This is a genomic window from Limnohabitans sp. T6-20, from assembly GCF_003063505.1.
In the GTDB taxonomy this organism is placed as follows: domain Bacteria; phylum Pseudomonadota; class Gammaproteobacteria; order Burkholderiales; family Burkholderiaceae_C; genus Limnohabitans_A.
The window spans coordinates 947,047-959,327 of sequence record NZ_NERW01000002.1 but is presented as its reverse complement, the minus strand read 5'-3'; the positions used below and the strand labels follow the sequence as shown (position 1 = coordinate 959,327).

Sequence of the window (12,281 nt, the reverse complement as noted above, 5' to 3'; positions counted from 1 at the left end):
CCATGCAAGCCCTCCACATCCACGCTGGCCCCAAAGCCCTGGCCCACATCCGTGAACACGGCCTGCGGCCTGAGCACATTGGCGTGATTCCGGGGGCGGCAGGTGGGCCCAAAGGGCTGATTCTCGGGCCGCTGGACCGTTTCATTTTTGGCGAGTGGCTGGCGCAAAGCAGCCAACCCGTGGACCTGGTGGGCGCGTCGATTGGCGCGTGGCGCATGGCCACGGCCTGCCTGAACGACCCGGTCACGGCCTTTGAAGAACTGGAGCACGCCTACACTCAGCAGCATTACGCGGTCTTGCCCGGTCAAAAAAAGGTCACGGCGCAGCAAGTGAGCGATGCGTTTGGGGCCAATCTGACCAGCTTTTATGGCGGGCGCATCGATCAGGTTTTGAGCCATCCACGCTATCGGCTTCACATCGTCACATCGCACGGGCGGCACATGCTGCGCCGCGAACACCCGGTGGCCACGCCCTTGGGCTACGCAGGCGCTTTTTTGAGCAATGCCCTGCACCGACGTGCTTTGGGTGGCTGGCTGGAGCGTGTGGTTTTTTCAGGCGAAGAGCATCCGCTGCCCTTTGATGCGAGCGACTTTCGCACCCGGCAGGTGGCACTGACCGAGGGCAACTTCATGCCCGCGCTGCAAGCCAGCTGTTCGATCCCGTTTGCGCTGAAAGCCGTGCACGATATCCCCGGCGCACCTGCTGGTGCATATTGGGACGGCGGCATCACCGACTACCACCTGCACCTGAACTGGACCGCCCCCAGCCAAGGCCCCGAACGCGCCATCGTGCTGTACCCGCACTTTCAGCAAAACGTGGTGCCCGGCTGGCTGGACAAAGCCCTCAAGTGGCGGCACGGCGCAACATCGTTTTTGGACAACACCATCGTCCTCGCGCCCAACCCCGAATGGGTCAAAACCTTGCCGAATGGCAAATTGCCCGATCGCAACGACTTCATGCGCTATGAACACGACTTTGCAGGTCGGGTGAAGGTTTGGCAGGCTGCGGTGCAAGCCAGTGCGCAATTGGCGGATGAGTTTTCTCAATGGCTGGCTGCACCCAGCCTGCTGAAGGTTCAAGCCTTATAAGGAGCTGCCATGTCTCATGCCTACGTTGTGGGTCAAATGACCGTCAAAAATCCAGAAAAATGGGCCCAATACCGGGGCCAGGTGCTCGCGACCCTGACGCCCTGGCGTGGCGAGCTGGTGTTTCGCGGCAATCAGGTCAAAGCGCTCTCCGGGGAATGCCCGCATGCCGACATCGTGGTGATTCGTTTTCCCTCACTGGCCGATGCAGACGGTTGGCACAGCTCGCCGGCGTATCAGGCACTCATTGCCTTGCGCCAGGAAGCCGCTGATGTGGTGTTGTTGACTTATGAGGCCTGACCCCTCGCACAGAAGGGATAATCACCCCATGCAATCTGCCGCCCAGTACCTCACCGCCGCCCTCTACAAATTCGTCGATCTGCCCGACTTCGTTGATCTGCAAGCGCCTTTGCAAGCCTGTTGCGAGGCCAATGACGTCAAAGGCACGCTGCTGCTGGCGCACGAGGGCATCAACGGCACGATTGCCGGGCCCGAGTCGGGCATCCGCGCTGTGCTGGCGTTTTTGCATGCCGATCCGCGCCTGGCCACCTTGCAACACAAAGAATCCTGGAGCCCCAAGCCGCCGTTCACCCGCATGAAGGTCAAGCTGAAAAAAGAGATCGTGACCTTGCACGTGCCCGAGCTGGACCCGAACAAGACCGTGGGCCAATACGTTAAGCCCGCCGACTGGAACGCTTTGCTGGCCGACCCGGATGTGGTGGTGATCGACACGCGCAACGATTACGAGGTGGCGATTGGCACCTTCAAGGGCGCGATCAACCCGAACATCAAGACCTTTGTGCAGCTGCCCGCCTGGCTGGACGCGCAGGAGAACCTGCAAGGCGAGGCCGCCAAAAAAACCAAAGTGGCCATGTTCTGCACAGGCGGCATCCGCTGCGAAAAATCCACGGCGCTCATGAAAATGCGCGGCTTTGAAGAGGTCTATCACCTCGAAGGCGGCATCCTGAAGTACCTTGAAGAAATCCCGCCCGAGCAAAGCACCTGGGAAGGCGACTGTTTTGTGTTCGACGAGCGCGTGAGCGTGGGCCACGGCCTGGGTGTTGGCCACCACGACCTGTGCCGCTCTTGCCGCTGGCCGCTGAGCGAACAGGACAAGCAGTCGCCGCATTACGTGTTGGGCGTGAGCTGCGCCCACTGCCACGACCAGCGCACGCCCGAGCAAAAAGAAAAACTGGCCGAACGCCAACGCCAAGTGGAGCTGGCCGAAGCGCGGGGCGAGGTGCATGTGGGTGCCAAAATGCCCTCGCACGACGCACCCTGAACGCCCAAGCCCTCACGACTGCGGCATGAGCGACTTCATTCCCTTTGTGCAGGAACTGCTGGAAGGTTTGGGGTCGGTTTCGGCCCGCCCGATGTTTGGTGGCCACGGCCTTTACCACGAAGGCCTGATGTTCGCCATCGTCATGAACCAGCAGCTGTACCTGAAGGTGGACGAGCAAAACCGCCCCGACTTTGAGGCCCTCGGTCTCACCCCCTTTACCTACCCCATGAAGGGCAGGGAAGTGGCTTTGTCTTACTGGTTGGCTCCAGACTCGATCTTTGACGAGCCCGCCGAGGCCGTGCGCTGGGCCTGGTCGGCGTGGGACGCCGCTTTGCGCGGGCATGTGGCCAAAGCGCAGGCACGCGAGAGGGCCAAAGCCCGTTTGAAAAAGCGTCCTGCGCCCACACGCTCAGTGGGCTGATATTGACAGGCTGACATTCGCTCACAGGGGTGAGCGCCTTCAAAAACAGGCTTTCAGCCAGTCTTACATGCTGGTCAGCAGCATGTCCCGGTATTCGTCTGCTGAAGCAATGCGCGGGTTGGTTTTGTGGCAATGGTCGGCCAGCGCGCCAGTGATCACCGCGTCAAACAGGCTTTCGGTCACGCCCATTGCCCCTAAACCGGCAGGCAGTCCCAGGCGCGCACTCATGTCTTTGATGGCGTCGGGGATGTCCGAGCCGCTTTGCAGGCCCATGGCTTGGGCCATGCGGTTCAGGCGGTTTTCTTTTTGCACGGTTTCGGCAACGGCGTTGAATTTCACCACAGCAGGCAAAAACATGGCGTTCAAAGTCCCATGGTGCAGGCGCGGGTTCACGCCCCCCAGGCTGTGGCTGAGTGAATGCACGCAACCCAGGCCTTTTTGGAAGGCCATGGCCCCCTGCATGCTGGCGCTCATCATGTTCAGGCGCGCTTCGCGGTCCTGGCCGTTGGTGGTGGCACGCTCGATGTTTGCCCAGCCCCGGGCCAAACCATCCAACGCAATGCCGTCTGCAGGCGGATTGAAGGGCGCGGCCATGAAGGTTTCCATGCAGTGCGCGATGGCGTCCATGCCGGTGGCCGCTGTGAGCATGGGCGGTAGGCCAAAGGTCAGTTCGGGGTCGCAAATGGCCGCTTTGGGCACGATGAACCAGCTGTGAAAGCCGACTTTACGGCCGTCGTCCAGAATCAAAATCGCCCCCCGGGCCACTTCGCTGCCGGTGCCGCTGGTGGTGGGCACCGCGATGATCGGGGCCACCCGGTCGGTGATCTTGAGCGAGCCGCCTTCGATGGTGGCGTAGGTCTTGAGCGGGCCTTCATGGCTGACGGCAATCGCCACGCCTTTGGCGCAATCAATCGCTGAGCCGCCGCCCACCGCGATCAGGCCGTCGCAGCCGTGGGCTTTGTACATGGCCGCTGCAGCGCGCACGGCCGACTCGGTCGGGTTTGAGGGGGTTTGGTCAAACACGGTGACGGGCAGGCTGGGCAGGGCGTCGAGGGCTTTTTGCAGCACGCCTGCGGCTTTGACGCCCGCATCGGTCACGATCAGTGGTTTGTGGATGCCCACGCGCTCGCATTCGGCCTGGAGCAATTTGACTGCGCCAAAGTCGATCTGGATCTGGGTGACGTAATTGATGAAAGACATGCAAGAACTCCAAACTGAAGTGGCTGAACGGGAACAGGTGATGCGCAACAGGTGACAGACCCACCGTGTAGGGCGTTGTACGATCAAAGCCCATTTTGATGCAGGATTCGTCTTTGGCCACCCTGCAAGCCCCGTTGTACGTCACGTTGGCAACACCTAACGCAACACCCTGTGACCTTTCCAGCGCCCCATGAGCAGCCACCACACCAACCCCCGATCACTGTTGAACGACGCCACGCGCAGCCTGATTGAACGCGTGCAGCGCGCTGGCCGCCCACCCATGGCGGCCATGACACCTGTCCAAGCCCGCGAGTTTTACGACATCGGCGGCCCCATCCTGGACCTGCAGCCTGCGCCCCATGTTGACCGGGTTGAGGACATCACCATCCCCGCACGCGACGGACACGCCATGCCCGCCCGCTTGTACGCACCCCAAAGCGACAAGCCCTTGCCCGTGCTGCTCTACATCCACGGCGGCGGGTTCACCGTGGGCAGCCTCACCACGCACGATGTGCTGTGCCGTCAGCTCTCACGCCAAGGCCATTGCGCGGTGGTGTCGCTGGACTACCGCCTGGCACCGGAGCACCGCTTTCCGACCGCCGTGCACGACAGCTGGGACGCGCTGAACTGGCTGCACCAGCATGCGCCGACCTTGGGACTGGACACCAGCCGTTTGGCGGTGGGCGGCGACAGTGCGGGCGGCACGCTCAGCGCCGTGTGCGCCTTGATGGCGCGCGATGCGGGCTTGAAACTGGCTTTGCAGCTGCTGTTTTACCCCGGTTGCGGCGGGCGGCAAGACACCGCCTCGCACCACACCTTTGCCGAGGGTTTCATGCTCGACAAAGAGACCATCGACTGGTTTTTTGACGGCTACATCGACCAAGCCGACCGCGACGACTGGCGCTTTGCCCCCGGCAACGCCCCCGACCACAGCGGCTTGGCCCCGGCCTGGATCGGTTTGGCCGAATGCGACCCGCTGGTGGACGAGGGCGTGCGTTACGCCGACACCTTGCGCATGGCGGGCGTGCCGGTCGATCTGGAAATCTACAAAGGCGTGGTGCATGGTTTCATCACCATGGGCCGCGCTATTCCCGACGCCCTGCAAGCCCACGCCGATGCGGGCAGGGCCCTGAAACACGCTTTTGAAAGTTGAACCCATGAAACGCCAGGACTTCCGTTTTTCTCACCGCATGCGCGTGCGCTGGGTCGAAGTGGACATGCAGAAAATCGTCTTCAACGGCCACTACCTCATGTACTTCGACACCGCCGTGACCGATTACTGGCGCAACCTGGCCATGCCCTATGCCGAGACCATGCACCAGCTGGGTGGCGACTTGTTTGTCAAAAAGGCCAGCGTCGAGTACCACGCCAGCGCCGAGATGGATGATTACTTGGATGTGTGTATGCGCTGCGACCGCGTGGGCAATTCGTCCATGACCTTTGCAGGTGCGATTTTTAGGGGCGATGAGCTGCTGATCACCAGCGAGCTGGTGTATGTCTACGCCGACCCTGTGGCCAAAAAGAGCCAGCCCATTCCTCCGCCACTGCGCGACCTGCTCGAAGGCTTTGAGCGCGGCGAAGACATGGTGCAAGTGCATGTGGGTTCGTGGCACGACTTTCAAAAACTGGCCAGCCCGCTGCGCACCGAGGTGTTTGTGCACGAGCAAAAAGTGCCCGCCGAGATGGAGTGGGACCATGATGACGAAACCGCCTTGCACGCGGTGGCGCTCAACCGCATGGGCATGCCCCTGGCCACGGGCCGCCTGCTGCAACACGCCCCCGGTGTGGCACGCATCGGCCGCATGGCCGTGAAAAAGCAGATGCGCGGCAGCGATTTGGGCCGCCGGGTGCTGCATGCGCTGATGGACGCTGCCCAAAACCGGGGCGATACCCAAGTCATCCTGCACGCCCAATGCAGCGCCGAAGGTTTTTACAAACGCTCAGGCTTTGAGCCGCATGGGGCCATTTTTGAAGAAGCGGGCATTGCGCACATCGAGATGGTGCGCAAGCTCTGAGAATCAAATGTCGGCCAGCAGTTCGTAGGGCAGGGGCTGCAGTTGCAGCACTTCGCCTTGGGCGCTGCCCGCATGCCAACCTGCCTGCTGGCTCTCCAGCGTCCCACTGACCAGGGCGTCAAAACCCTGACCATCAGGCATCGCCGCGCACAGCACCACGGTCGCGCAAGGCTGCTCGGGGTCGGCAGGGGTGAACACGTCTTGTCCAGCCATTAAGGCCACCGGGCTGTGCACCAGTGCTGTGCGGCGCTTCAAGGTGCCGCGAAACTGGCTGCGGGCCACGACTTCTTGGCCCGGGTAGCAGCCTTTTTTGAAGTTCACACCGCCCACTGATTCGTAGTTCAGCATTTGGGGCACAAAGGCCTCAAACAGCGGCTGGGTGACCAGCGTCACACCGCTCATGACTTCGGCCCAGGCCCAAACTTCGGTTGAAACTTTGGCCCCAGCGGGCAGTGCTTGGGCTGCAGCGCCCAGCCACAAGGCCCGTGGCACTTGGGTCTCACCCAGCACGGCGGGGTAAAGCGCCACGGCGTGGGCCCCGTCGGCGCTGGCGGTTTGCCAAGGCATGGCTTCACCCAAAACGGCACGGGCGCTGCCGCCCAATAAGCCGTGCAGCTGCCATTGGTCCGTGACGTCGCTCATTTTGACTTTGGCCCGCAACACAAACATGGACAAACGCTTGAGCGTTTGGGCCAGCAAGTCGAGGCTCATGACCAGCAGCACGGTGTCAGGCGCAGTTTTGATGACCAAGAAGCTGGCCTGCATGCGGCCCTTGGCCGAGCAAAAAGCCGCCAGGCGGGACTGGCCCACGGGCAAGAGCAGCACGTCGTTGCTCAGCTGGTTGTGCAAAAAGTTGGCCGCGTCTACGCCTTGGGCCTGAATCACGCCCAGATGGGGCAGGGGGCTGACGCCGTTCAAAAGGGTGTTGATTTGAGGGCTGAGTTCTGCAGGGGTGTTCATGGGGCGGCTCTGTCTTCGGGCGAGGCGTGAATTATCATCCCCTCCACGTTTTCAACACTCGAACAAGGACATGGCCGTGCTCAAAGGCTTGATGAAGTTGCTGACAAGCCTGCTGCTGGCCGCCTTGCTGATGGGGGGGGCGGCGTTCTGGTGGGTGAACCAGCCGATGGACACGGGCCGCAATGCGCTTGATTTGGCCATTGAGCCCGGCACTTCGCCCAAAGCCATTGCCCAGGCCGTGGCCGATGCGGGGGCTCAGACTTCACCCACTTTGCTTTACGCTTGGTTTCGCCTGTCGGGCCAGTCGCGCCTGATGCGGGCCGGAAGCTATGAAATTGCCCCCGGCACATCGCCCCAACAGTTGCTGAACATGCTGGTGCGGGGCGAGGAGAGCCTGCGCACCGTGACGATTGTGGAGGGCTGGAACTGGCGGCAAGTGCGCCAGGCGCTGGCCAAGGCCGAACACCTCAAGCCCGACAGCCGTGCTTTGCCCGACGAGGCCTTGATGGCGCAGCTGGGCCGCCCCGGCGTGGCCCCGGAAGGGCGTTTTTACCCGGACACGTATTCGTATGCCAAAGGCTCCAGCGACCTGGCGGTCCTGAAGCGGGCCATGAAGGCCATGGACAAGCATGTGCAGCAGGCTTGGGAGGCCCGTCAGCCCGGTGTTTCGGTCAAATCACCTGAAGAGGCCTTGATTCTGGCGAGCATTGTGGAAAAAGAAACCGGCAAAGGCGCCGACCGGCCCATGATTTCGGGGGTGTTCAACAACCGTCTGCGCATCGGCATGCGTTTGCAGACCGATCCGACGGTGATTTATGGCTTGGGTGAGGCCTTTGACGGCAACTTGCGCCGCATCCACCTGCAGTCCGACACCCCCTGGAACACCTACACCCGTGGCGGCTTGCCGCCCACGCCGATTGCCATGCCGGGCAAGGCCGCTTTGCTGGCTGCGGTGCAACCCGCCAAGACGCAGGCGCTGTACTTTGTGGCCAAAGGCGACGGCAGCAGCCACTTCAGCGCCTCGCTGGACGAGCACAACCGTGCGGTCAACCGTTACCAGCGTGGCATCCAAACGGCCAAGGATTGAGGGCAGGCGAGAGCCTGCGACAATCGGGTTTTCCCAATTTCACACACCATGACACGCGGTTTGTTCATCAGTTTTGAAGGCATCGACGGTGCGGGCAAGTCCACGCACATTGAGCGCGTGGCCCAGTTGTTCCGCGAAGCGGGCAGGGCGGTCGTGCTGACTCGCGAGCCCGGCGGCACGCCTCTGTCTGAAAAGCTGCGCGAGCTGGTGTTGCACGAACCCATGGATGCGCTGACCGAGGCGCTGCTGATGTTCGCGGCGCGGCGCGAGCATTTGGTGCAGGTGATCGAGCCCGCGCTGGCCCGGGGTGATGTGGTGCTGTGCGACCGCTTCACCGACGCTACTTTTGCGTACCAAGGCGGTGGGCGTGGGTTTGACTGGCAGGTGCTGTCCCAGCTGGAGCGCATGGTGCAAGCTTTGCCCGATGGCGGTTTGCGCCAGCCCGAGCTGACCATCTGGTTTGATCTGGACCCGCAAATCGCCGCGCAGCGCTTGGCCTCGGCCCGCGTGCCGGACAAATTTGAGTCTCAGCCAGTCAACTTTTTTGCCGCCGTTCGCGCAGGCTACGCCAAGCGCCAGGCCGAAATGCCCACCCGTTTTGCACGCGTCGACGCCGCCCAAAGCATGGAAGCCGTGGGCGCTGACGTGGGCCGCATGGTGGGCGATTGGCTGAAGCGGGCCGCCGCATGAGCGCCGTTTTGAACGCCCCTTGGATTGCACGCCAGGCCACTGATTTGCTGGCCCAGCGCGGTCACGCCTGGTTGCTGCAAGGCCCGTCGGGTCTGGGTCAATACGAATTGGCGCTGGCCATGGCCTCGGCCTGGTTGTGCGAACAGCCCACGGCGCAAGGCGCTTGCGGCGACTGCCCAAGCTGCCATGCGGTGGCCGTGCACACGCATGCCGACCTGGCCGTGCTGATGCCCGAGACCGTGATGATCGAGCTGGGTTGGCCTTTGTCGGAAAAAGCGCAGGACGAGATCGACAAGAAAACCCGCAAGCCCAGCAAAGAAATCCGGGTCGATGCAATGAGGGACGCGGTCGAGTTTTCACAGCGCACCGATGCACGCGGGCGCGGCAAGGCGGTGCTGGTGTTCCCGGCCGAGCGCATGAACACCATCACGGCCAACGCTTTGCTCAAAACCCTGGAAGAGCCGCCGGGCGATGTGCGCTTTGTGCTGGCCACCGAGGCGGCGCACATGCTGCTGCCCACCATTCGCAGCCGCTGCTTAGCCCACACCATGAAGTGGCCTGAGGCCGACGAAGCTTTAACCTGGCTGAGCGGGCAGGGCGTGCCCGCCCCTGTGGCGCAGGCTTTGCTGCGCAGCGCAGGTGGCCGCCCAACCGATGTGCTGCGCCAAGCCGAAGCGGGTTTGTTTCCTGACTGGTGGGCCGCGTTGCCCAAGGCCATGCGCCAAGGCGATGCCCGCCACCTGGCCGACCTGAGCCCCGCACAAGCCATCGACGCGCTGCAAAAGCTTTGCCACGACCTGGTGCTGCGCCAATCGGGTGCCGCGCCGCGCTTTTTTGATGCCACCCAATTGCCTGCGAGCAACGCGTCCGTGTCGGTGCTGACCGATTGGTTCAAGCGCCTGATGCAGTCGGCGCGCACGGCCGAGCACCCCTTCAATGCCGGTCTGATGCTGGAAGCCCTGACCGCCGATGCCCAACAAACCCTGCTGTCCAAGGGCTGAGCCATGTACACCGATTCCCATTGCCATTTGAATTTCCCCGAGCTGATGAGTCAGCTGGACAGCATCCAGCAGGCCATGGTGGCTGCCCAAGTGACCCGAGCCATGGTCATTTGCACCACGATGGAAAAGTTTGACGAAGTGCACAACCTGGCCATGGCGCACGACAACATGTGGGCCACGGTGGGCGTGCATCCCGACAACGAGGGCCTGCGCGAGCCCAGCTTGCAGGATTTGCTGGACGGCGCAGCGCGTCCCAAAGTGGTCGCCATTGGCGAGACGGGCCTGGACTATTACCAGATGGACGAGCGCAAAGGCGGGCGCACCATCGCGGACATGGAATGGCAGCGCGAGCGTTTTCGCACCCACATCCGTGCCGCGCGCCAGACGGGTTTGCCGCTGGTGATCCACACCCGGCAGGCGTCAGACGACACGATCGCCATCCTGAAAGAAGAGGGCGAGTTGGGCAATGCGGGTTCGGCCGGCGGTGTTTTTCACTGCTTCACCGAAAGCCAAGAGGTCGCCAGAGCGGCCTTGGACCTGGGTTTTTACATCTCCCTGTCGGGCATTTTGACCTTCAAGACCGCCGCCGATCTGCGGGAAGTGGCCAAATTCGTGCCCGATGACCGCTTGTTGATCGAGACCGACAGCCCGTATTTGGCCCCTGTGCCTTACCGTGGCAAGCTCAATAACCCGTCTTATGTGCCCCTTGTGGCCAAGCTCTTGGGTGAATTGCGTGGCTGCAGTTCGGAGGCCATTGGCGAGTTGACCACGCGAAATTTCCTGAAATTGTTCGCCAAAACGGCCGCTTGATTGCTCATGCAATACATTCAATACATTAAAAAGTCCATTGTTTTTATTGGACTTTTATCCGCACAGCTGATCTCGTTGGCGGGCTCGTACGAAGACTTCTTCAAAGCGGTTCAGTTTGACGATGTGAAGACTGTTCAGGCTTTGCTTCAGCGCGGCTTCGACCCCAACACCGTCAGCCCAAAGGGTGTGCCGGGTTTGATGATCGCGGTGCGAGAGCCATCGCTCAAGGTGGCGCAGCTGCTGGCCAGCTGGCCCAAGGTCAAGACCGAGGTGCGTAACGACAAGGACGAAAGCGTTTTGATGCTGGCTGCGCTCAAGGGCTATTTGCCCTTGGTCAAACAATTGGTTGAAAACGATGCCGATGTGAACAAACCCGGCTGGACGCCTTTGCATTACGCCGCATCCACGGGTCAGGTGGCCGTGATCGAATTTTTGCTGGAGAACAGCGCTTACATCGATGCCGAATCGCCCAACGGCAGCACGCCCTTGATGATGGCCGCCATGTATGGCAGCCCCGAAGCGGTCAAAGTCTTGATCCAGGCGGGTGCTGATCTGAACATCAAAAACCAGTTAGGCCTCACGGCGCTTGATTTTGCTGTGCGTGGCAACCGCCAAAACGCCAAGGAGTTGATTGAAACAGGCTTGCAGCGCCAAGCTGCGCGTGCAGCCAAGGCTCAGGCGACGAGCGTTGTGCCAACAACGCCATCGGAAGCCACGGCACCAGCTGCGCCAGCCGATCCCAAGCCCCCAGTCGGCGCACCGGCAGTTTTAGCGCCAGTGTTGCCGCCAGCCCCGGCCGCATCTGAGCCAGCATCCAAACCTGTCAAAACAGGTTGGTGATTCCTTCGTTCACACAAGTAAATTTGATGCTACGAACAGCTGGATCTTCCCTCTGGAGGGTGTCTCTTTCCAAGTAAAGTTGATGCTACGAATTCCAAGTAAAGTTGACGTTAAGTGATTCTTCCTTTTTAATGAGTCTTGGATAGACCTTTAACTAGGAGGTTCTATGGCTTTATCGGGACGAATTGGATATCGCTCAACTCCGAATTCTGAGCTATCGAGCCAGAGCATTGACCTTGGCAATTGGCCTATGGTGGATGAGAACAGCTTGTCAGCTGCTCGCAAAACTAAATTTTTAGCCCGAAAAAAAGCCATTGAGCTGTATCTCAAGGGTGCTACCGATGCAGTTTTGCAGAAGAAAACGGGTGAAAAACGATCCAATATCTACCGAATCATCACAAACCGATGCCTTCAAAGGCACTCAGATGGGGATATTTTTGGTTGGCGAGGAGCACTTCCACATTTCCGTGTGACCGCTTACGAGCGTCAAACTGCACCTGTTGTTCACGAAAATGGGGCTGGAGCAACCGGCGCGTTGAAGTGGCTACTTGAACGTCCACAGTTCAAAGATTTGAAAGATCGTTTTCACAAACGAATCCTCAATAACGCCGATTCTCTTGCACACCCTAAGATCAATGTTCAAACGATCTTTCGATGGTTCATTGACGAGCTAAGAAAAGCTGGCTTGGAAGATCAGAAAGCCTGGCCATTCAATTCAGAGTCGCTCGGCTATGAGTCAGTTCGTCTGTACATCAAGAAGGTTTTGGCAGAGCATCCTTTTTTAGCCATGTCAAAAATGGGGGGGGCCTGACGCAATTGCAAAAGCCAAAGCCTCCGATGGAACCCGACGACCTGATTTCAAGCTGTTTGATCGGGTCGAGTGTGATGCC

General features: G+C 60.7%; 14 protein-coding genes. 12 read left to right on the top strand and 2 right to left on the bottom strand.

Going from position 1 to position 12,281, the window contains the following annotated elements:
• The first annotated feature begins 2 nt into the window (after window positions 1–2).
• Genes B9Z33_RS10510 through B9Z33_RS10495 form a run of 4 tightly spaced genes read left to right on the top strand, consistent with a single transcriptional unit; the run spans window position 3 to window position 2,788 of the window.
• Window positions 3–1,088 carry a phospholipase gene (locus B9Z33_RS10510; protein WP_108286910.1) on the top strand — a complete coding sequence of 362 codons (1,086 nt, stop codon included), beginning with the start codon at window positions 3–5 and terminating at the stop codon, window positions 1,086–1,088.
• A 9-nt stretch (window positions 1,089–1,097) separates the two neighbouring features.
• Window positions 1,098–1,385 (top strand): DUF1330 domain-containing protein, encoded by a 288-nt coding sequence (locus B9Z33_RS10505; RefSeq protein WP_108286908.1) that lies wholly within the window; start codon window positions 1,098–1,100, stop codon window positions 1,383–1,385.
• 28 nt (window positions 1,386–1,413) lie between these two features.
• Window positions 1,414–2,367: a rhodanese-related sulfurtransferase gene (locus B9Z33_RS10500; RefSeq protein ID WP_108286907.1), complete on the top strand. Its 954-nt coding sequence runs from the start codon at window positions 1,414–1,416 to the stop codon at window positions 2,365–2,367.
• A gap of 25 nt (window positions 2,368–2,392) precedes the next feature.
• Entirely contained in the window at window positions 2,393–2,788 is a 396-nt protein-coding gene (locus B9Z33_RS10495; protein ID WP_108286906.1) for a TfoX/Sxy family protein, read from the top strand.
• A gap of 63 nt (window positions 2,789–2,851) precedes the next feature.
• Here the strand turns inward: B9Z33_RS10495 and B9Z33_RS10490 are convergent, their stop codons facing one another.
• Entirely contained in the window at window positions 2,852–3,988 is a 1,137-nt protein-coding gene (locus tag B9Z33_RS10490; RefSeq protein ID WP_108286905.1) for an iron-containing alcohol dehydrogenase, read from the bottom strand.
• A gap of 190 nt (window positions 3,989–4,178) precedes the next feature.
• Between B9Z33_RS10490 and B9Z33_RS10485 the strand changes: the two genes are divergently transcribed.
• Window positions 4,179–5,141 carry an alpha/beta hydrolase gene (locus tag B9Z33_RS10485; protein WP_108286904.1) on the top strand — a complete coding sequence of 321 codons (963 nt, stop codon included), beginning with the start codon at window positions 4,179–4,181 and terminating at the stop codon, window positions 5,139–5,141.
• Window positions 5,142–5,145: 4 nt separating this feature from the next.
• Window positions 5,146–6,003 carry a YbgC/FadM family acyl-CoA thioesterase gene (locus B9Z33_RS10480; RefSeq protein WP_108286903.1) on the top strand — a complete coding sequence of 286 codons (858 nt, stop codon included), beginning with the start codon at window positions 5,146–5,148 and terminating at the stop codon, window positions 6,001–6,003.
• A 3-nt stretch (window positions 6,004–6,006) separates the two neighbouring features.
• Here B9Z33_RS10480 and B9Z33_RS10475 read toward each other — a convergent pair whose 3' ends face one another.
• The gene (locus tag B9Z33_RS10475; protein WP_108286902.1) at window positions 6,007–6,963 is read right to left on the bottom strand and encodes a folate-binding protein YgfZ; all 957 of its coding nucleotides are present in this window, start codon (window positions 6,961–6,963) and stop codon (window positions 6,007–6,009) included.
• A gap of 70 nt (window positions 6,964–7,033) precedes the next feature.
• On the opposite strand from B9Z33_RS10475, the gene mltG reads away from it, so the two are divergent.
• The 6 genes from mltG (at window position 7,034) to B9Z33_RS10445 (ending at window position 12,202) form a co-directional block, all read left to right on the top strand.
• A complete protein-coding gene (gene mltG / locus B9Z33_RS10470; protein ID WP_108286901.1) occupies window positions 7,034–8,050 on the top strand; it encodes an endolytic transglycosylase MltG in 1,017 nt (338 codons plus the stop codon).
• 48 nt (window positions 8,051–8,098) lie between these two features.
• Complete coding sequence (gene tmk / locus B9Z33_RS10465; protein ID WP_108286900.1) at window positions 8,099–8,740, top strand: dTMP kinase; 642 nt, start codon at window positions 8,099–8,101, stop codon at window positions 8,738–8,740.
• On the top strand, window positions 8,737–9,741 hold the full coding sequence (locus tag B9Z33_RS10460) for a DNA polymerase III subunit delta' (RefSeq protein WP_108286899.1): 1,005 nt from the start codon (window positions 8,737–8,739) through the stop codon (window positions 9,739–9,741). Before tmk ends, B9Z33_RS10460 begins: the two co-directional genes overlap by 4 nt.
• A 3-nt stretch (window positions 9,742–9,744) precedes the next feature.
• Entirely contained in the window at window positions 9,745–10,551 is an 807-nt protein-coding gene (locus tag B9Z33_RS10455) for a TatD family hydrolase (RefSeq protein WP_108286898.1), read from the top strand.
• 6 nt (window positions 10,552–10,557) lie between these two features.
• Complete coding sequence (locus tag B9Z33_RS10450; RefSeq protein WP_369916730.1) at window positions 10,558–11,391, top strand: ankyrin repeat domain-containing protein; 834 nt, start codon at window positions 10,558–10,560, stop codon at window positions 11,389–11,391.
• A 166-nt stretch (window positions 11,392–11,557) separates the two neighbouring features.
• Window positions 11,558–12,202 carry a hypothetical protein gene (locus tag B9Z33_RS10445; RefSeq protein WP_146183856.1) on the top strand — a complete coding sequence of 215 codons (645 nt, stop codon included), beginning with the start codon at window positions 11,558–11,560 and terminating at the stop codon, window positions 12,200–12,202.
• Window positions 12,203–12,281 lie beyond the last annotated feature (79 nt).

Bases quoted from the DNA above. Each gene is read 5' to 3' on its own strand.
- B9Z33_RS10500 (WP_108286907.1), top strand. From the start codon at position 1,414: ATGCAATCTGCCGCCCAGTACCTCACCGCCGCCCTCTACAAATTCGTC.
- B9Z33_RS10460 (WP_108286899.1), top strand. From the start codon at position 8,737: ATGAGCGCCGTTTTGAACGCCCCTTGGATTGCACGCCAGGCCACTGAT.
- B9Z33_RS10445 (WP_146183856.1), top strand. From the start codon at position 11,558: ATGGCTTTATCGGGACGAATTGGATATCGCTCAACTCCGAATTCTGAG.
- B9Z33_RS10505 (WP_108286908.1), top strand. From the start codon at position 1,098: ATGTCTCATGCCTACGTTGTGGGTCAAATGACCGTCAAAAATCCAGAA.
- tmk (WP_108286900.1), top strand. From the start codon at position 8,099: ATGACACGCGGTTTGTTCATCAGTTTTGAAGGCATCGACGGTGCGGGC.
- B9Z33_RS10485 (WP_108286904.1), top strand. From the start codon at position 4,179: ATGAGCAGCCACCACACCAACCCCCGATCACTGTTGAACGACGCCACG.
- B9Z33_RS10480 (WP_108286903.1), top strand. From the start codon at position 5,146: ATGAAACGCCAGGACTTCCGTTTTTCTCACCGCATGCGCGTGCGCTGG.
- B9Z33_RS10510 (WP_108286910.1), top strand. From the start codon at position 3: ATGCAAGCCCTCCACATCCACGCTGGCCCCAAAGCCCTGGCCCACATC.
- B9Z33_RS10475 (WP_108286902.1), bottom strand. From the start codon at position 6,963: ATGAACACCCCTGCAGAACTCAGCCCTCAAATCAACACCCTTTTGAAC.
- B9Z33_RS10490 (WP_108286905.1), bottom strand. From the start codon at position 3,988: ATGTCTTTCATCAATTACGTCACCCAGATCCAGATCGACTTTGGCGCA.
- B9Z33_RS10495 (WP_108286906.1), top strand. From the start codon at position 2,393: ATGAGCGACTTCATTCCCTTTGTGCAGGAACTGCTGGAAGGTTTGGGG.
- B9Z33_RS10450 (WP_369916730.1), top strand. From the start codon at position 10,558: ATGCAATACATTCAATACATTAAAAAGTCCATTGTTTTTATTGGACTT.
- B9Z33_RS10455 (WP_108286898.1), top strand. From the start codon at position 9,745: ATGTACACCGATTCCCATTGCCATTTGAATTTCCCCGAGCTGATGAGT.
- mltG (WP_108286901.1), top strand. From the start codon at position 7,034: ATGGCCGTGCTCAAAGGCTTGATGAAGTTGCTGACAAGCCTGCTGCTG.